General features: G+C 42.9%; 18 protein-coding genes and 1 other RNA gene. 18 read left to right on the top strand and 1 reads right to left on the bottom strand.

What is annotated here, in order from left to right; translation table 11 throughout:
- Positions 1-17: 17 nt before the first annotated feature.
- From rnr to ssrA, 4 genes are all read left to right on the top strand, one after another.
- Positions 18-2201, top strand: coding sequence for a ribonuclease R (gene rnr / locus ACZQK9_RS02625; RefSeq protein WP_483269513.1), 2184 nt, complete (start codon positions 18-20; stop codon positions 2199-2201).
- The gene (gene smpB / locus ACZQK9_RS02620; RefSeq protein ID WP_021985441.1) at positions 2164-2634 is read left to right on the top strand and encodes an SsrA-binding protein SmpB; all 471 of its coding nucleotides are present in this window, start codon (positions 2164-2166) and stop codon (positions 2632-2634) included. The genes rnr and smpB overlap by 38 nt, the downstream gene beginning before the upstream one ends.
- 25 nt (positions 2635-2659) lie before the next feature.
- Positions 2660-2977 (top strand): hypothetical protein, encoded by a 318-nt coding sequence (locus ACZQK9_RS02615; RefSeq protein WP_216507146.1) that lies wholly within the window; start codon positions 2660-2662, stop codon positions 2975-2977.
- 58 nt (positions 2978-3035) lie between these two features.
- Positions 3036-3383, top strand: a transfer-messenger RNA (tmRNA) gene (ssrA, locus tag ACZQK9_RS02610).
- Positions 3384-3419: 36 nt separating this feature from the next.
- Here ssrA and ACZQK9_RS02605 read toward each other — a convergent pair.
- Complete coding sequence (locus ACZQK9_RS02605) at positions 3420-3881, bottom strand: hypothetical protein (protein ID WP_178017319.1); 462 nt, start codon at positions 3879-3881, stop codon at positions 3420-3422.
- Positions 3882-4072: 191 nt separating this feature from the next.
- Between ACZQK9_RS02605 and ACZQK9_RS02600 the strand changes: the two genes are divergently transcribed.
- The 14 genes from ACZQK9_RS02600 to nadC all read left to right on the top strand — a co-directional run bounded on the left by ACZQK9_RS02600 (position 4073) and on the right by nadC (position 20425).
- Positions 4073-4741: a GTP pyrophosphokinase gene (locus tag ACZQK9_RS02600; RefSeq protein ID WP_177980917.1), complete on the top strand. Its 669-nt coding sequence runs from the start codon at positions 4073-4075 to the stop codon at positions 4739-4741.
- 198 nt (positions 4742-4939) lie between these two features.
- Positions 4940-6622, top strand: coding sequence for a Na/Pi cotransporter family protein (locus tag ACZQK9_RS02595; protein ID WP_483269512.1), 1683 nt, complete (start codon positions 4940-4942; stop codon positions 6620-6622).
- A 1-nt stretch (position 6623) separates the two neighbouring features.
- Complete coding sequence (locus ACZQK9_RS02590) at positions 6624-7538, top strand: substrate-binding domain-containing protein (protein WP_483269511.1); 915 nt, start codon at positions 6624-6626, stop codon at positions 7536-7538.
- A complete protein-coding gene (gene ppk1, locus ACZQK9_RS02585; protein ID WP_483269523.1) occupies positions 7525-9666 on the top strand; it encodes a polyphosphate kinase 1 in 2142 nt (713 codons plus the stop codon). Before ACZQK9_RS02590 ends, ppk1 begins: the two co-directional genes overlap by 14 nt.
- Positions 9667-10012: 346 nt before the next feature.
- Complete coding sequence (locus ACZQK9_RS02580; protein WP_483269510.1) at positions 10013-10978, top strand: aldolase catalytic domain-containing protein; 966 nt, start codon at positions 10013-10015, stop codon at positions 10976-10978.
- Positions 10979-11402: 424 nt separating this feature from the next.
- Complete coding sequence (locus ACZQK9_RS02575) at positions 11403-12266, top strand: substrate-binding domain-containing protein (protein ID WP_483269509.1); 864 nt, start codon at positions 11403-11405, stop codon at positions 12264-12266.
- Between the two features lie 43 nt (positions 12267-12309).
- Positions 12310-13161 carry a phosphate ABC transporter permease subunit PstC gene (gene pstC / locus ACZQK9_RS02570; RefSeq protein ID WP_177969927.1) on the top strand — a complete coding sequence of 284 codons (852 nt, stop codon included), beginning with the start codon at positions 12310-12312 and terminating at the stop codon, positions 13159-13161.
- A 2-nt stretch (positions 13162-13163) separates the two neighbouring features.
- Positions 13164-14072, top strand: a complete 909-nt coding sequence (gene pstA / locus ACZQK9_RS02565; protein ID WP_483269508.1) for a phosphate ABC transporter permease PstA — start codon at positions 13164-13166, stop codon at positions 14070-14072.
- Between the two features lie 22 nt (positions 14073-14094).
- Positions 14095-14844 carry a phosphate ABC transporter ATP-binding protein PstB gene (gene pstB / locus ACZQK9_RS02560; RefSeq protein ID WP_021985452.1) on the top strand — a complete coding sequence of 250 codons (750 nt, stop codon included), beginning with the start codon at positions 14095-14097 and terminating at the stop codon, positions 14842-14844.
- 6 nt (positions 14845-14850) lie between these two features.
- Positions 14851-15489, top strand: coding sequence for a phosphate signaling complex protein PhoU (gene phoU / locus ACZQK9_RS02555; RefSeq protein WP_483269507.1), 639 nt, complete (start codon positions 14851-14853; stop codon positions 15487-15489).
- A 1-nt stretch (position 15490) separates the two neighbouring features.
- Positions 15491-16171, top strand: a complete 681-nt coding sequence (locus tag ACZQK9_RS02550) for a response regulator transcription factor (protein ID WP_117780931.1) — start codon at positions 15491-15493, stop codon at positions 16169-16171.
- Position 16172: 1 nt separating this feature from the next.
- Positions 16173-17828 carry a sensor histidine kinase gene (locus tag ACZQK9_RS02545; RefSeq protein ID WP_483269506.1) on the top strand — a complete coding sequence of 552 codons (1656 nt, stop codon included), beginning with the start codon at positions 16173-16175 and terminating at the stop codon, positions 17826-17828.
- A gap of 208 nt (positions 17829-18036) precedes the next feature.
- Positions 18037-19212 carry an L-aspartate oxidase gene (locus ACZQK9_RS02540; RefSeq protein ID WP_483269505.1) on the top strand — a complete coding sequence of 392 codons (1176 nt, stop codon included), beginning with the start codon at positions 18037-18039 and terminating at the stop codon, positions 19210-19212.
- 340 nt (positions 19213-19552) lie between these two features.
- Positions 19553-20425: a carboxylating nicotinate-nucleotide diphosphorylase gene (gene nadC, locus ACZQK9_RS02535; RefSeq protein ID WP_483269504.1), complete on the top strand. Its 873-nt coding sequence runs from the start codon at positions 19553-19555 to the stop codon at positions 20423-20425.
- Positions 20426-20430 lie beyond the last annotated feature (5 nt).

Here is a 20430-nt window from a genome sequence, read left to right as displayed (position 1 = left end):
TTTTTGGAGGCGTTACTATGGGAGAAAAAAGAGAACGAATCAAACAGAAGCTATATGATTTTATTTGTGATGAACAGTACAAGCCGATGCGTTTAAAGGATATCCGTTTCCTGCTTCAGGTTAAGGATGCTGATAAAAAGCGTGTAGAAGAAGCTTTAAACGAGCTTATGGAAGATGGAAAGATCACTGTTACGCCGAAAGGGAAATACAAAAAACTGGATGACAAATTCTTAGTCGGAGATTATATCGGCAACAAAAAGGGATATGGGTTTGTCCGTGTGGAAGGATATAAGGATGATTTCTTTATTCCTGCCAAGTTTTCAATGGGAGCGTTTCACGGCGACCGTGTCATGATTGCACCTGATTCTTATACGAAACAGGGAAAAAGCACCGAGGCAAAAGTAACGCAGATCTTAAAGCGTGGACTTACAACAATCGTTGGAACCTATGACAAACAGCAGAATTTTGGCTTTGTCATCCCGGATAACCAGAAGGTAGCAGATGACATCTTTGTTGCAAAGAAGGATTCCATGGGAGCGATGACCGGCCACAAGGTTGTCTGCAGGATCACCAACTATGGGGCTGATCATAAATCCCCGGAGGGCGAGATTATTGAGATCTTGGGACATGTGAATGATCCTAGCACAGACATACTTTCAGTTGTACGGGCATATGATATACCAGTAGAATATCCGGACAAGGTAATGGAATCCTTAAAAGATATTCCAGATGAGGTTGACGAAGCAGATTTCGTAGGACGTACGGATTTCCGGGCACTTCCAACCGTCACGATTGATGGCGAAGATGCAAAGGATTTGGATGATGCGATCACGTTATCCTACGAAGATGGCATCTATACATTAGGCGTGCATATTGCGGACGTATCACATTATGTAAAAGAAAAATCACCTCTTGATAAGGAAGCACTTAAACGTGGTACAAGCTGCTATCTGGTAGACAGTGTGATTCCGATGCTGCCACATAAATTATCGAACGGTATCTGTTCCCTGAATGCAGGCACAGATCGTCTGACTTTAAGCTGTGTAATGAAGTTCGATAAGAAAGGCAAACTGTTAGATCATACAATCTGTGAAGGTATCCTGCATGTCGATGAACGTATGACATATACGAATGTTGAAAAGATATTAGAGCGCAGCGACGAGGAAGTATTAAAGCGGTATGAGCCGCTCGTTTGGATGTTTGATCTGATGCTGGAGCTGTCACAGATTCTTCGGGAGAACCGCCGGAAACGTGGTTCGATTGATTTCGATGTGGCTGAAACTAAGATTATCGTGGATGAAAACCACAAGCCGGTTGAAATCAAGCCATATGATCGGAATCCGGCAACAAAGATCATCGAGGATTTCATGTTGGCGGCCAATGAAACAATTGCAGAGGATTATTTCTGGCAGGAGCTGCCGTTTGAATACCGGGTACATGAGCATCCGGACGAGGAGAAAATTGATATTTTAGCAGCATTCATCAATAATTTTGGACTTTTTATCAAAGCTTCCAGAGATGAGACACATCCAAAGGAACTGCAAAAAATTCTTGATCAGATTGAAGGGAAACCATATGAGGCTCTGATCAGCAAGATGATGCTTCGATCCATGAAACAGGCGCGCTACTCGACGGAATGTACCGGACATTTTGGTCTGTCCTGCAAATATTACTGCCATTTTACATCTCCAATCCGTCGGTATCCGGATTTACAGATTCATCGAATCATCAAAGAGAATCTGCACGGAGAACTTTCAGAGAAGCGGATCGAGCATTACCGTCACATTCTGCCGACTGTAGCAAATGATAATTCTGCCAAGGAACGTCGGGCGGAGGAAGCGGAACGGGATGTCATTAAATTAAAAGAAATTGAGTATATGTCTGAGCATATAGGGGAAGAATTCGATGGGGTCGTCTCTGGTGTTACTTCAAACTATATCTTTGTAGAGTTGGATAATACAGTAGAAGGTGCAGTATCTGTTGCTTATATGTACGATGATTTTTATTATTTTAATGAACAGGATTACGCAATGGTAGGAGAGAAGACCAAAAAGAAATATCAATTAGGTGACAAAGTACGAATCAAAGTATTAAAATGTGATAAAATTAAGAAAACCATTGATTTTTCATTAATTGATGGTAATATAGAAGGAGTTGAAAACAGTGGCGAAACAACGAGGGACGAAGCTGATAGCCAATAACAAAAAAGCATATCACGATTACTTCATAGAGGACACTTACGAGGCCGGCATTGCTTTGGTTGGCACGGAAGTGAAATCTCTCCGTATGGGAAAGTGCAGTATCAAAGAAGCATTTGTCGGATTGGATGGCGATGAGGTATATGTTTATCGCATGAATATTTCCCCATATGAGAAAGGAAATATATTCAACAAAGATCCGCTTCGGACAAGAAAGCTGTTGTTGCACCGCTATGAGATCAACAAATTGATTGGACAGCAGAAGATGAAGGGATACACGTTAGTTCCATTAAAAGTCTACTTCAAAGACAGTCTGGTTAAGGTAGAAATTGGACTGGCGCGAGGTAAAAAGCTGTACGATAAGCGGGATGATATCGCGAAAAAAGATATGAAGCGAGAGGTCGAGCGAGACTTTAAGATTCGTAATCTTGGATAAAACAAAGATTAAGGTAGGAGAACATATGAGTCAGGCAAAGGTAGATCGTTATAAGGAAGAAAAAAAGAACCGGAAGAAAATCCAGAAAAAGAAAAAAGCAAAACAGGTTGTAGAAGTGCTTGTATGTGCTGCAATTTTAGGTGCTTTAGTTGGATTTCCTCTGGGACGGCATGCCTATCAGAAAAATTATGATAAGCGCCAGGCAAACAAAACGATCAGCGCATCTGTTTATGATTATTGGGGACAGCAGTATTGGGCAGCAAATTATGCTGGCACTGTTTTCCCAACCGCAAGTAACAGCGATGCTACACCTGTAGATGCATCTGGAACAGATACTGAATAATAAATAGGTATATACACTTTTAAAGTGGGATATATATAGATTTTCGTCAATCAAACCAGGGGTTGTACTGGTTTCGACGGGGGTTTAGAAATTACGGTAGCCATTCGTGGACCAGGACCACGCTAAAACTTGGAAAATAAATATAAACGCAGACGAAAATTACGCGTACGCTGCCTAGTATGGCAGCTGTCAGCTCTAGGTTCCCCACAACTTAGAATCCTGGCATCGACTTAGTGGGACACTCCGGGGCTTAAGCTTTGCGGTTTCGGAAAATTCATGAAGCTACTATATAGAAAAGCCTGTTTGTAGGCGTTTCTGTATGGGAAATCTAATATACAAACTGTAATGGGAGAAGCTGTAATGGAAGAGCTTTCGGACAGGGGTTCGATTCCCCTCAGCTCCACTAATTTTCATTAGGAGAGAAAAAGGAAAAGACACGGAATTAATCTTCCGTGTCTTTCTTTGGTAATCGTGCATGCATAAACTCATAGATATTCTCACATAATTCCTTCTGCATCGTAAACGAAATTGTATAACGCTCTTTTTCTGTGAATATATTCAGAATATAGAAGAGCATACTTTCATCTGGAATGACCATCGTCACATGCTTGATCTGGTCAAAATCGTAATGGGTCGTGCCATATTTGTGTTCAATCGTAAATCCGGTATCATCGAAGATATACGTAGCTGAAAACGCCTGCTTCCGGAAGGACATCACTACGAGATAGATTCCGTAAGCACCTACAAATGTCACGAACAATGAGGTTAACACCAGATGTTTGGCATAGCCATGTATCATTGTAAACACCTGCAAGGCAGCAACAAGGAGAAAAATCAATCCCAGAAACCGATAGGCAAGCCTGTTTGCACGCCGTTTATTGACTGTATATTTATAGCCCTTCATATTAGAAAATCCTTTCTTATGGTAATCATCTATTAAAACTGTATTGGAAATACATCGTGTATGATGAATACTCATACAAGGATAGTATAGGGGTTTAAAACACTTTATGCAAGCGCATTTTGCATAGATTTAACAAACTTTAACCTGATATTGATAGAATAAAAAGAATAAATGAGGCATATATAGATAGTATGGAACAAGAACAGCAATTACAATTACATATTACAAAGAATGACCGTAAGATTATTACGGATTTTGCAAATTCGTTATCCGATAAGGAATATCAGCTTCGCTGTATGTGGGCAATTCAGATTTTGGAGTCGAAGCTCACGATGATTAATCTTGAGTTGCAGGAGAATCTGGAACGGGAGGTTGTCGTGCGTCTGACACACCGCATCAAAAGTGCGGAAAGCATCTTCCTGAAGCTGCGCCGTAAAGGCTACACCATTAATCTGGATAACGCCAAGAAGAAATTGAACGATATCGTCGGTGTCCGGGTAACCTGTATGTTCCGGGATGATATCTATGCGCTGGTGGATTGTCTGAAGATCCAGCATGATATCAAGATATTAAAGATTAAGGATTATATAAAAACACCAAAATCTTCTGGCTATCAGGGAGTACATATGATTCTGTCTGTGCCAATTTATCTGTCGAAGAAGGCGGACTGGATGAAGGTAGAATTACAGCTTCGGACCGTTGCAATGGATTCATGGTCGGTACTTGATTATCAGCTGCTCTATAAGAAGGATCTGGCTGATACCGGGGAAATTGTGCAGGAATTAAAACGTTATTCCGATGTGATTGCCGATATGGATACCAATATGATGCGGTTACGAGATAAAATCAAAGAGATTTAAGCGCCTGTCTGGCGCTTTTTCTTATGTCCGGAAATGCTGCTTTACATAGATTTAACAATTCTTTACCTTCTATTGATAGAAGGAGACTCTATATTTCGATATTATTCAAGCTATGAAGGCCATTGTGCTCACGGGATACGCTTGCAAAACAGCTTTCAAATCGGTTAAAAATGCAAAAAAGAGGAAGGAAGAATTAAAATGAACGAAAGTATGGCGACTGTGTTCGGTTTGCTGGGAGGTCTGGCGCTTTTTATATTCGGAATGAATATGATGAGTGAATCACTCCAGAAGGTAGCCGGAGACAAAATGAAGAAGGTGTTGGGAGTACTTACACGAAATGCCGTGTGCGGAATGTTGGCGGGCGCACTTGTAACGGCAGTCCTGCAAAGCTCCAGTGCGACAACTGTATTGGTAATTGGTTTTGTCAGTGCCGGATTGATGTCCTTAAAGCAGGGTATCTCCGTTATATTCGGTGCAAATATCGGAACGACAATGACTGCTCAGTTGATGGCATTTAAAATCAGTGATTACATTATGCCGATTGTATTTATCGGATTTCTGATTGCATTTATTGCGAAAAAAGAGAAGATAAAGTTTGTCGGACAGACAATCTTCGCCTTCGGTTTGTTATTTGTTGGTATCGAGATGATGGGTGATGTCATGAAGCCGCTTGCAACAAGCCCGGTATTTATCAATATGATGGAGAAAGTCGGCAATATTCCGGTACTCGGTGTAGGTGTCGGTATGCTTATGACGCTTGTCGTACAGAGCAGCTCCGCAACGATTGCAGTATTGCAAAGCTTCGCATCACAGGCAGGCCCGGATGGTGCGAGTGTGATCGGATTAGTTGGCGCAATTCCGATTCTGCTCGGTGATAATATCGGTACAACCATTACCGCAATATTGGCAAGTATCGGTCAGTCCAAGGATGCAAAGCGCTGTGCGATTGCACATAGCGTGTTTAATATTACCGGTTCCTTTCTCTTTATCTGGATCATCAAGCCATTTGCAAAGTTTGTTGAGATGATCTCTCCAAAGGGAAATGAACTGGATGTGATTTCAAGGCAGATTGCAAATGCACATATGAGCTTTAATATCATCAATACTCTGATCTGGCTGCCGTTGCTTCCGGTTATGGTGAAGATTGTTATGTTTATTGTCAGAGATGACAAGGAAGTGTCTATCGAAGATTATAAAGAGAAAAGCTTTCTTGACAAAAATGTGATCAGTCAGCCGATTGCAGCTATGTATCTTGTATCCCAGGAGATCCGCCGTGCAGGACGCCTTGTATCAGAAATGATTGGAAATATGAAGGCAACGGTGATGAATAATGATAGCAAAGCGCTTGCCGAGCTAGAAAAAAATGCGAAGCTTGTAACAGAGATTGATGAGAATACTGTCAGCTATATCTCTGGAATGTTCTCGAATGGTTCTCTGACTGAAGAGCAATCATCTACGACTGCGGGACTGTTGTATGTCCTAAATGATATTGCACGTGTCAGCAAGCGGTGTGAGGATGCTTCACCGGTTATACGTGCCAAACTTGAAGGAAAGTATAAATTCTCAAAGGATGCAGTAGAGGAACTTGGAAAAGTAATTGATAACGTAGAAATCATGTATCGGACATCGATTGTTTCACTGGAAAATGGGGATGCAAAGACTGCAAGGAAGGTCTTCGATTATCGCAAGGAACTGCGTAATATGGAGAAGAAATTCAACAAGAACCATCTAAAACGTTTGCGGAAAAATAATTGTAAGCCGGAATTTACATATCCGTTTTCAAATGTGTTACATAATCTGGAACGTATCGGTGACAGCTGCAGCGGCATCGTTGAAGAGGTGATGGATAATGTCCGTTTCCTGGAATTGGAGGAAGCATAGCATGAAGCTTAGAGCAAAACATAGATTTCGCATATCCATCGTAAGTTTTTTGTGCGTGGGTACATTGGCTGCATCCTTATGCAGCTGTGGAAAAAAAGAAACGCAGGACTATGCATTTGCCGGAACAAATGGAGACGCTTCTTCCCTTGGTATGATTTCGGTGCAGGTTCGTGAGGATGGTTCCGGTACCAGAAACCAGTTTGAAGAATATCTCGGGATTTCCATGTCTGATGATAACACGGATAAATACAAGGATATGAAACAGTGCATGGTTTTATCAAGCGGGAGTGCCATGGCGAGCGCTATTAATGAATTAAAAAACGGAATCGGATATGTATCCTACGGACAGATGCAGGGAGCTTCCAAAGCACTTGCTGTAGATGGAATTGTCTGTACCAGAGAAAGTATTGCAGATTATGCGTATCCATTGACCAGAGATTTTACACTTGCGTGGGTAGAAAGCCCGAATACATTGCGGGATGATTTTGTCAAATATATAGCAGGTGCCGGTCAGAAGATCGTTGGTCAGACATATGTGCCAGTGGCGGAAGAGACAACATTTCTGGCAGATCCGGATGCACAGGGAACACTCAGCATCCGCGGTTCTTCCTCTATGGCAGATCTGCTTTCGGAGCTTGCAGATGCGTATATGGCAGTGAATAAAAATGCAACGATCCATGTGTATGCGACAGATTCTACGAAGGGGTTGAACGATGCAATGGAAGGAAAATGCGATATGGCTATGGTATCACGCAGCCTAAAGGATTACGAGACAGATCTTGTAGAATCAACGGTGATCGCAACGGACGGAATCGCTGTGATTGTCCAGAAGGATAATCCGATTAATCAGGTAACGAAAGATGAATTGAAAGGTATCTTCAATGGAGACATCACATCTTGGAATGATATTCAATAAAATAAAAAATCTGTTTCGTAAGATATTTAAGAAACGAGATAAAGAAACTGAAACTATAACCGAAAATACGGAGGAAAATACTATGTTACAGGAAACAATCTATGATAACCGGGAACTTTCCTGGTTGAAGTTCAATAAAAGAGTATTGGAGGAAGCAGTGGATGAGAACAATCCGCTCTGTGAGCGTTTGTCGTTCGTGTCAATCTTCCAGAGTAATCTCGATGAGTTCCTGATGGTACGTGTCGGTTCATTGGACGCTGGAAAAGACAGCAAAGTCCGCGAGAACAAAACGAATATGACCTGTCAGGAGCAGCTTGACCGTATTATTGTGAAGGAGAAGAAGCTCCGTGAGAAGAAAGATGAGATCTATCTGCGTCTGATGTACGAGATGGAGGAATATGGTGTCAAAGAGCTTTTATACAAAGATCTGAACGAGGATGAGCAGGATTCCATGAAGCTTTACTTTGAGAATGAGATCCAGCCATTTATCTCACCTCAAGTCGTTGGTAAGCGTCAGCCATTCCCATTTCTTCGGAACAAGGAGATCTACGCAGTCGTAGAGCTTCGCACGAAGTCAAATAATACGAAGATAGGAATTATCCCATGTAACAACCCGGTCATTAAGCGTATGATTCCGGTATCTTCAGATGGCAGACGGTTTATGCTGGCAGAAGAATTGATTCTGCATTTTGCTGGTGAAGTATTCCCGGGGTATAAGGTAATCAGCAAATCCCTGATCCGTATCCTGCGGAGTGCGGAAATTGACGTGGATGATGCATTAGACGATGATGAAAAAGATTACCGCAAGGGTGTGGAGAAGGTGCTTCGTACAAGAAGCCGTTTGTGCCCACTCCGAATGGAATATACAAGAATGATGAATGACTCCATCATCGAGAAGATGTGTGGATTTTTAGGACTCACAAAAAAGCAGGTATTTCATTCCATCTCTCCACTTGACCTGTCGTTTTTATTCAAGGTGGAAGATCTGCTTCGAAATGAAAAATATTTATTTTACGAACGTCGCGTGCCACAGCAGCCGGCTATGATTGACCGGACACGCCCGGTGATGGAGCAGGTCAGAGAGCATGATTTATTCCTGTCTTATCCATATGAGAGCATGAAGCCTTTTATCCAGCTCTTAAATGAGGCTGCAATTGATCCGGAGGTCGTATCAATCAAGATGACCTTATATCGTCTTGCCAGCGATTCAAAGATAGTTGAAGCGCTGGTAGAAGCTGCAGAACAGGGCAAAGAGGTTGTTGTATTAGTCGAACTTCGGGCACGTTTTGATGAAGAGAATAACATCCGCTGGTCGAGACAGCATGAGGATGCCGGATGCCGCGTAATCTATGGTTTGAATCATATGAAGGTACATTCCAAGCTTTGCCTGATTACAGGAAAGCGGAATAATAAAATCGAATATATCACACAGATCGGTACCGGTAATTACAATGAGAAGACATCCCGTATCTACACGGACTATTCTCTGATCACATCTTCGGTAGATATCGGAAATGAAGCTGCCAATGTGTTCAATCATCTGTCAATGGGAACTACCGTCGATGAGACAGAGCATCTGCTTGTAGCTCCAAACTGCCTGCAGAATAAAGTTCTCGCAATGATCGATGATGAAATTGCAAAGGCGAAGGAAGGAAAAGAAGGTTATGTCGGTGTGAAAATCAATTCCCTGACGGATAAGAAGATCATCGACAAGCTTATCGAGGCTGGTAAAGCCGGCGTGAAAATCCGCATGATCGTGCGTGGAATCTGCTGTCTGAAAGCAGGTGTGGCAGGAGAGACGGATAATATCCGGATCATCAGCATTGTCGGAAGATTTCTGGAACATTCCAGAATCTATATATTCGGCAAAGATGACCCGAAGGTGTATATTGCTTCTGCCGATTTTATGACAAGGAATACCGTTCACCGTGTAGAGGTAGCGGCTCCGGTCTATGATCCTGCAATCAAAGCCCGGATTCTCGATGATTTTGAATTGTTCTACGAGGATGACCAGAAGGCAAGAGAGCAGATCAACGGTATCTACCTTCCAAAACAGGGAGACAGTCATATCAATGCACAGGAAGCACAATATGCACAAGCTTACAAAAACAATGAGATACATGCATAGATTTCCTGTATACATAGTGCTATAACAATTACATACGCTATACAATACTGCGCCATCAGTATTTTGTATAGATTCGAGACTTCCTCTCGACTGACAGTGAATGAACATTACTGTCAAATGAAGCGCCTGTTAACGCCATACGCAGGCGCTTTTTTCTTTCTCCGGGAGTGGAATTTGAGACGGATGTATCTGGGACGATTATGCAAAGACGATGGATTGTCATATGAAAAAGCAGTAGAAAAATATTGGGGTTGACTATCCGGAAAATCTCTGTTAATATATCCATATTCTCTTTATTGCATTAAAGCAGTAACGCAACAGAGAAAGAAAGATGAGGAGCAAAGACATGAAAGAATTATCAAATTTACTTGGATTTCGGGAAAGTATCAAGGTGGTAGACGCAACCTTACGTGACGGTGGACTGGTGAATGACTTCTATTTCACAGACGACTTTGTAAAAGCGTTGTATCAGGCAAATATCGACGCAGGTGTTGACTATATGGAGATGGGATATCGTGCATCGAAGAAGGTATTTGATGAATCGAAGTTCGGTAAATGGAAATTCTGTAGTGATGACCATATCCGTGAGATCGTAGGAGAGAACGATACAGACTTAAAGCTTGCAATCATGGCAGATATCGGACGTCATGATAAGAACGATTTCGATGAGAAGGTGAATTCACCGGTTGATTTAGTTCGTGTGGCAGCATACATCCATCAGATGCCGGAAGCAATCGACATGGTAGAGGATGCGGCAAAGAAGGGATACGAGACAAGCTGTAATATCATGGCTATCTCGAATTCGCAGGAGGAAGATATCAAGGTTGCACTTGATATGCTTGGCAAAACACCGGTTGATGTTATCTACATTGTGGACAGCTTTGGTTCTCTGTATCCGGAGCAGATTGCCCGTATCGCAGATCTGTACCTGAATTTCGCAGCGAAATACAATAAGAAGATCGGTATCCATGCACACAACAACCAGCAGCTCGCATTTGCAAACACGATTGAAGCGTGCGGTGATGGTGTAGACTGGTTAGACGGAACCTACCTGTCCATGGGAAGAGGAGCCGGCAACTGCGCAATGGAGCTATTACTTGGATTCCTGAAGAATCCAAAATACAACGTATACCCGGTATTCAAATTCATTGAAGACCACATGATGAAATTAAAGGATGACGGCATCGTCTGGGGCTACGATCTCCAGTATCTGATGACCGGACTTTTAAACCAGCATCCTCGTTCTGCAATCGCCTTCACAAAAGAGAATCGCCACGACTACGCAGAATACTACAAGGAACTGTTAATTTAGAATAGGCAATAATTAAATAATATAAAAGCTGAAAAGTGTGTTATTTCATTAACTCATTATTGTAGTAAAAGAAGTATATCCGATATAAAATGAATTGATGTCATATACATATGTTTGAAACTTAGAAGTGCTTAATGTTCTGTATTACATTAGCAATGTTTGAACACGATGTTCAAACAAGCCGCCACTGAGCCATGGATGGCGAATTGGCGGCGATTGCGTACGGTAAAATACCGTAGATCAGAACATTTAGCACTTTTTAGTTTCAATACATCGTATATGGCATCAATTCATTTTTATACAGACACTTGTTTTACGTACATTTTACAAAACTACGATAACGCACTTTACTTACATTCTGTATATTCTCATTTGTAAGTTAAATCAAAAAGAAAATCTTTAAGAGAAAAAGGAGACAAAGAAAATGAGAAAGTTAAAGAAAGCAATCATTGGAGTTTTAGCATCAGCCATGCTTATGGGAGCAATGACAGGATGTGGTAAAGTAGCAAGTGATGATATCACCGTAATTTCCCGTGAGGATGGATCCGGTACAAGGGGCGCGTTTATCGAACTGTTTGGTATCGAGGAGAAGGATGCAGATGGTAACAAGATTGATAATACAATCTCTACTGCAGATATCACAAACTCAACATCCGTTATGATGACGAGTGTAGCAGATGACGAGGCAGCCATCGGATACATATCACTTGGATCCCTGGATGATTCTGTAAAGGCATTGAAGATTGATGGTGCGGAAGCAACCGCTGATAATATTTCAAACGGAAGCTACAAGGTATCCCGTCCGTTCAATATTGCAACAAAGGGTACACCAAACGAAGTAACACAGGATTTCATCAACTTCATCTTGAGCGAGGATGGACAGAAGGTTGTTGAAGAGGCAGGATATATCAGCCAGGGTAATACAGGTGCATTCAAGGCTGCAGGCGTAAAGGGTAAGATCAATGTTGCAGGTTCATCTTCCGTAACACCGGTTATGGAGAAGCTCAAGGAAGCATATGTTGCAGTCAATCCGGATGTACAGATTGAAGTACAGCAGAGTGATTCTACAACAGGTATGACAAGTGCAGCAGAAGGTGTCTGCGATATCGGTATGGCATCCAGAGAGCTCAAAGACAGCGAACTTAGTGCAGGTCTTACACCGACAGTGATTGCAATTGATGGTATCGCAGTTGTTGTAAATAAGAACAACGATGTCGATGGTCTTACAAGCGATCAGGTGAAGAGCATCTACACAGGTTCTATCACAAAATGGTCAGAAGTAAAGTAATAGAACAATAAAAACTTATCAGAAAGAAAATACGAGGCATACTATGACGAAAGTAAAAGAACGAACTATGCATATCGTATTCCTGGTGGCTGCCTGTATGTCCATACTGGCAGTCGCCATGATATGTCTGTTCATGTTTGCCAATGGCGTACCTGCCATCCGGCAGATCGGATTTGTGAATTTCATATTTGGTAAAACATGGATGCCGGGTGCAAATAAATTCGGTATCTTCCCTATGATCATCGGCAGTATCTATGTGACAGCAGGTGCAATCATTATCGGTGTTCCAATCGGACTTTTATGTGCCGTATTCATGGCAAAGTTCTGTCCACCGAAGATTCATAAGATTATGAAACCGGCTGTGGATCTGCTTGCAGGTATTCCATCCATTGTATATGGGTTCTTCGGTCTGGTTGTGATCACACCGATGATCCGGAACACATTCGGCGGAAGCGGTAAAAATATTCTGACCGCCTGCATCCTGCTTGGAATCATGATTCTGCCAACCATCATCAGTGTATCGGAATCGGCAATCCGCGCGGTTCCGGAAAGCTATTACGAAGGAGCATTGGCACTCGGTGATACGCATGAGAGAAGTGTCTTCAAGGCAGTACTCCCTGCAGCAAAATCCGGAATCCTTGCAGCCATTATTCTTGGAATCGGGCGTGCGATCGGTGAGACAATGGCAGTCATCATGATTGCCGGAAACCATGCAGTTATGCCAGATAGTCTATTGGCCGGTGTGCGTACACTTACATCGAATATTGTACTGGAGCTTGGATATGCAACAGACTTGCACAGAGAAGCACTGATAGCAACCGGAGTGGTTCTGTTCGTATTCATCCTGATCATTAATCTGTTGTTCTCAGTTGTGAAAAAGAAAGGGGCGAAATAGGCATGAGTGAACAAGCAGTCGTAGCAAAGGCAGATACGGAAGCAATCCGGCCGATCAATGTCGTCACCTGGAAGGATAAGCTTGCTGCATACAAAAAACGGCCGTTTTCCATGTTTTTACTGATTGCAGTCACAATATCTGCAGTCATTACGGTTGGCGTGCTTGGCGCACTTGTCATCTATATTCTGGCAAATGGTATCATGAATCTTTCTCCGGAGCTTTTTGCCTGGAAATATACAACCGAAAATGTATCGATGCTTCCAGCCATTATCAATACATTTCTTATGACAGCGCTTTCCCTGCTCATCGCAGTTCCAATCGGTATTTGTTCTGCTATTTATCTGGTAGAATATGCCAAGCGCGGAAATAAACTTGTGAGTGTCGTCAGAATCACAACCGAAACATTATCCGGTATCCCTTCTATTGTTTATGGTCTGTTCGGATATCTGATGTTTGTTATTGCATTCGGCTGGGGGCTTTCGTTCTTCGGTGGTGCGCTTACGCTTTCCATTATGGTTCTTCCAACCATTATGCGTACGACAGAAGAAGCGCTCTTAAGCGTACCGGATTCTTATCGGGAAGGAAGCTTCGGACTTGGAGCCGGCAGACTGCGGACGATATTCAAGGTTGTACTTCCATCTGCGGTACCCGGTATTTTATCCGGTGTTATCCTGGCAATCGGACGTATCGTTGGTGAGACGGCAGCTTTGATCTTTACATCCGGTACAACCGCCGAGATACCAAAGAGCTTATTTGATTCCGGATGTACACTGGCTGTTCATATGTATAAGCTGCTTTCGGAAGGACTCTACACAAAACAGGCATATGCAACCGCCGTTGTGTTGCTTGTAATGGTTGTCATAATCAATGCAGCATCCGGAAAGCTTGCCAAAAAACTGCAGGCAAAATAAGTACTGGGATTTGGAGGAAAAAATGGGTAATTTCAAAATTAAAGACATGGATTTATATTACAGCGATTTCCATGCGTTAAAAGATATCAACTTGGACATTCCATCAACAAAGATCACTGCGTTCATCGGTCCATCCGGCTGTGGAAAATCCACACTCTTAAAAAGCCTGAATCGAATGAATGATCTGGTCGAAGGCTGTAAGATCACGGGTGAGGTAACACTGGATGGTGAAAATATATACAAAGGAATGGATGTCAATACATTGCGCAAGCGCGTCGGCATGGTGTTTCAGAAACCAAATCCGTTTCCAATGAGCATCTACGACAATATTGCATATGGACCACGCACACACGGAATCCATAAAAAGGCGGAATTAGATGAAATTGTGGAACGTTCTTTAAAGCAGGCTGCTATCTGGGATGAAGTCAAAGACCGTCTGAAGAAAAGCGCGCTCGGTATGTCAGGTGGACAGCAGCAGCGTCTGTGTATTGCGCGTGCACTTGCGGTGGAGCCGGATGTGCTTTTGATGGATGAGCCGACATCTGCCCTCGATCCGATTTCCACCTCGAAGATCGAAGATCTGGCAGTCGATCTGAAAGATAAATATACAATCATCATGGTAACACATAATATGCAGCAGGCAGCACGTATCTCAGATAATACAGCATTTTTCCTGCTCGGAGAAGTTGTTGAGTTTGACAATACAGAGAAACTGTTCGCAAATCCAAGTGACAAGCGGACAGAGGATTATATCACAGGAAGGTTTGGTTGATGAATTATGAGAAATGAATACGAGAAGCAATTAGAGAATCTGAATGTCGAACTAATCCGTATGGGTGCACTTTGCGAGAAGGTGATCGCGGGCACTACGAAGGCACTCTTTAGTGGCGATGCCACATATACATCGAAATCCCATGCAGTGGAAGAGGAGATTGACAAAAGCGAACATAATATCGAGCATATCTGTATGAGCCTGCTGTTAAAGCAGCAGCCGGTCGCATCGGATTTCCGTTTTATATCGGCTGCATTAAAGCTTATATCTGATCTCGAACGGATCGGTGACCAATGCGCCGATATTGCGGATATGATCCGTTTCACAGCTCCTTATGACTTAAAGGATTTTAAAGACCTTGAAGAAATGTCAGGTGCTGCGAAAGATATGCTGTCAAATGCTGTGGAGGCATATGTCAAAAAAGACAAGGATCTGGCAATCACTGTAATCCAGGCTGATAATAAAGTCGATGCATTATTTGATTCGGTAAAGAAACGTCTCATTAAAGAGATCGGGAAAAAAGCAGAAGATGGTGAATTTTATATAGACATTATCATGATTGCAAAGTATTATGAAAGAATAGGCGACCATGCAACGAATGTTGCGGAATGGGTGTATTATTCAATCACAGGAGAACACATATAAAATGATTTATGTTTTAGAAGATGACAATAGCATACGTGAATTTGTAGTTTACACATTATGTCACATGGATTTGGAAGCAAAAGGCTTTGAACGTCCGTCAGAATTCTGGGCAGGGATGGAAGAAACACTTCCGTCCCTGATTCTGCTTGATATCATGCTGCCGGAGGAGGATGGATTGTCGGTCCTGAAAAAGTTGCGGGAACATGCTGATACCAAAGAGGTTCCGGTCATTATGTTAACTGCAAAGGATAGTGAATACGACAAAGTACTGGGGCTTGACAGCGGCGCGGATGATTACGTGCCGAAGCCGTTTGGCATTATGGAGTTAGTTGCCAGAATCAAGGCTCTGCTTCGCCGGACAGAAAACCGTGCAGATACGACCGATGACGGTGAGAAGCTTATTGCAGGAAGTATTGCCTTAGATACAAAGCGCCACATTGTTTTAGTGGATGGAGAGCGCATCAATCTTACATTGAAGGAGTTTGAACTTCTGCATCTGTTTATGGAAAACCAGGGGCAGGTGTTTACACGTGATCAGCTGCTAAACCGTATCTGGGGATATGAATTCGACGGGGAAAGCCGTACGGTTGATGTCCATATACGAAGTCTCCGGATGAAATTAAAGGAAGCCGGGAATATGATTGAAACCGTCCGCGGTGTCGGCTACAAGATCGGAGATTAAGATGAAAAAGAAGATATTCAAGAATACAATTTTGATCATCCTGCTTTTGGTTGTTCTATGTGGCATATCCATCATCGGTGTCTTATACAGCTATTTCAACAAGCAATACGTTGCCTCCCTGAATCAGGCGGCAGGCTATATTGCGGAAGGGGTCAACCTATCCGGACTGGATTTTCTAACTGACCTTGATGAGAATGAAAAACGTATCACCTGGGTTGCAGCGGACGGAACAGTCCTTTATGACAACAAAGCCGATCCCCATACGATGGAAAATCACAAAAATCGTACAGAGATCAAACAGGCAATGACGTCTTCCGCAGGCACAAGTGTAAGGTATTCGAAGACGCTTTCCGAGGAGACAATCTACCACGCCATCCGTATTGCGGACGGAAGTGTGGTCCGTGTCTCTGTAGTCCGTAAATCGATTCCGGCGCTTTTGATGAAGGTGCTGCTTCCGGTAATTCTCGTATTACTGCTCGGTGTTGAATTCTCCGCGATTCTTGCCTACCGCTTATCGAGACAGATTACAACGCCGTTAGAAGCGATCGATCTGGACCATCCGGACGAATCAACGGTTTATGACGAGCTGTCACCGTTTATCCGTAAAATCCGCATCCAGAACGAGCAGATTCAGAAGGCGATGACGCAACTGCAGACACAGAAAAATGAGTTTGCACTGATTACGGAAAACATGCAGGAAGGTTTTCTTGTTGTGGACAAAAAGGAAATTGTTCTCTCACACAACCGGAGTATCTCAACTTTGTTTGATGTGGATGAATCGGTAGATGGAAAACATGTGTTGGAGATTAACCGATCGGAAGAGTTTATCGACTGTATCAAGAAGGCGATCCAGGGAATCCACAGCGAGTATATCTGCCCGGTTAAGGGACGTTTTTATAATATCTATGCGAATCCGGTATTCCGGAATAACGAGGTTGCCGGCGCGGTAGTTATCATCACGGATGTCACAGAGAAGGAAGAACGCGAGAATTTGAGACGGGAATTCTCGGCGAACGTATCGCACGAATTAAAGACACCGCTAACTTCCATATCCGGTATTGCAGAAATTATTAAAAATGGGATTGTTGACGAGAAGGATGTCAAAACATTTGCAGGTAAGATCTATGACGAAGCACGTCGGCTGATCCATCTGGTAGAAGATATCATTAAGCTGTCTCAGCTTGATGAGAGAGAGCAGGCAGTAGAAAAGACTCCGATTGATATATATGACCTAGCAAGAATCGAAATCCATCATTTGGAGCCGGTAACAGAGGAACGGCATATCAAAATCAATCTGCAGGGTGAACATATGATGATATCCGGCATACACTCTGTGTTAGAAGAAATGGTATACAATCTGATTGAAAATGCCATTAAATATAACAAAGAGGATGGAACCATAGATGTCGTGATCAAAAAGAAAAAACATCGTTGTGAGTTTTGTGTCAAAGATTCCGGCATCGGAATTCCGGCAGACCAGCTTGACCGGATATTCGAACGCTTTTACCGGGTTGATAAGAGCCATTCCAAGGAAATAGGCGGCACGGGACTTGGACTTTCTATTGTAAAGCATGGCGCAAAGCTGCACAATGCGGAGATAAAGATTGAAAGTGCATTAAATGTCGGTACGGAAATAAAATTAATCTTTCCGATATAGGTGTCTTGTCACCTGTCAAAACATGTGCTATACTGCATGTACATTCGGAGCAAAAACGCAGGCGGAATGTCTGCGCTTTTTGTTATGGCGACGAGGAAAATGCACGCATTTATGTGGTGCATTTGACGACCGCTAATCAGAGCACGATGCGCAGAGCACATCGTGTCTCTGTATTATGTACAGGTATAAATTCAAAGGAGACAGGAAGATGCGAGAATTACATTACGATGTTGTGATCGTCGGCTGCGGTGTCGGTGGATTATATACAGCATTGAATTTACCGGAAGATAAACAGATTTTAATGCTCTCAAAAGCAGAGCTTGAAACCTGTGATTCGATGCTGGCACAGGGCGGTATCTGTGTGCTGCGGGACGAGGATGACTATGATTTGTATTTTGAGGATACGATGCGTGCCGGTCATTATGAAAACCGCAAGGAAAGTGTCGACATCATGATCCGTGGCAGCCGGGATGTCATCAATGATCTGATCGGATATGGTGTGGAATTTGAGAGAAACGCAGACGGAAGTCTTGCTTATACAAAGGAAGGAGCGCATTCTAAGCCGCGCATCTGCTTCCATGAGGATATAACCGGGGAAGAGATTACGACCCGTCTATTATCTGCTGTGAAGCAGTTGAACAATGTTACCATTTTTGAACATACAACCATGACCGATATTATAGAAGATATCAATCATGCCTGTGTGGGTATAATTGCAAAATGTGCGGACGGCGAAGAATTAGAGATCTATGCGGAAAACACAGTATTTGCAACAGGTGGAATCGGTGGGCAGTACAAGCACTCCACGAACTACCCGATCCTGACCGGCGATGGCTGTGAGATTGCGCGAAAACACGGCGTAGAATTAGAGCATATGGACTATGTACAGATTCATCCAACCTGCTTTTACACGGAGAATCCGGGCAGAAGTTTCCTGATTTCAGAGTCGGCAAGAGGTGAGGGTGCAATTATCTTGAATCACAAGAAAGAGCGTTTCGTCGACGAATTGCAGCCGCGAGATGTTGTGACGAAAGCGATTCAGGCAGAGATGGAAAAGGAGGGTGTGAAGTACGAGTTCTTATCCTTTGAGAATGTTCCACGCGAGACAATCCTGAACCATTTCCCGCATATCTACGAGCATTGCATGAAGTATGGCTTTGACATTCTGATGATGCCGATTCCGATCGTTCCGGCACAGCATTATTTCATGGGAGGTATTCATGTAGATAAGTTTTCGCACACAACGATGCCGCATTTGTATGCTGTCGGCGAGACAAGCTGCAACGGGGTACACGGGAAGAACCGCTTAGCCAGCAACAGTTTGCTTGAAAGTTTAGTGTTCGCGAAGCGTGCAGCAAAGCACATCACTGGCGAGCTTGTGTAAAGTTTATAGATCACTGTACATGATTTAAGTATTGATAGTACATATATTTTATTTTGAATTGTTCCATATACGATGTATTGAAACTAAGAAATTCTAAGATGTTCTGATATAGATTATGAATTTGGACGCAACCGCCGCCAATTCGCCATCCGTGGCTCAGTGGCGGCTTGATTGAACATCGTGTTCAATCATTGCTGATATGGTACAGAACATCAAGAATTTCTAAGTTCCAAACATATTGTATATGGGAACATATTCAAAAATAAAATATATGTATTTACGAAATGGAATAATCATGTACAATGATCGTGTACATTTAATAAAAAAGGAGATTAGACACATGAATGAGATTACAATGCAGTTAGTTGCAGATAAGTATATTAAGATGGCTTTGGAGGAGGACATCAACAGTGAAGATATCAGCACGAACGCCGTGATGCCGGAGTATAAGAAGGGCGAGGTTACATTGCTTGCGAAGCAGGACGGAATCATTGCCGGATTGCAGGTATTTAAGCGTGTATTTACGATGTTAGATCCGAATACCGAAGTGATCTTCGCGGAGCAGGATGGAAAGCAGATCAAGGATGGCGATGCCGTGACAAACGGGCAGGTGCTGGCAACGGTTGTCGGAGATATCCGCGTGCTGCTATCCGGTGAGCGTACGGCACTGAATTACCTGCAGCGCATGAGTGGTATTGCAACCTATACGAATAATGTTGCTGCACTTTTAAAGGGAACAAATACCAAACTTCTTGACACAAGAAAAACAACACCTTGCATGCGTATCTTCGAGAAGTATGCGGTTCGTGCCGGCGGCGGAAATAATCACAGATACAATCTGTCTGACGCCGTCATGCTGAAGGATAATCATATCGACGCCGCAGGTGGTGTGGCAAAGGCAATTCAGATGGCAAGAGATTATGCATCATTTGTCTGTAAAATTGAGGTTGAAACTGAGAATCTGGATATGGTCAGAGAAGCAGTGGAGGCAGGAGCCGATATCATTATGTTAGATAATATGTCTCCGGAGCTGATGGCGGAAGCAATCAAAATTATCGATGGACGTGCCAAGACGGAATGTTCCGGAAATATCACGAAAGAAAATATTGAGACGATCACAAAGCTTGGTGTCGATTATGTATCGAGTGGGGCGCTGACACATTCCGCTCCAATCTTAGATATCAGCTTGAAGCATCTGCATCCGGTTGACTAATTTAT

The organism is Wujia sp. (assembly GCF_056872695.1).
The sequence above is the reverse complement of the archived record's forward strand: the minus strand, read 5'-3'. Positions and strand labels throughout refer to the sequence as shown.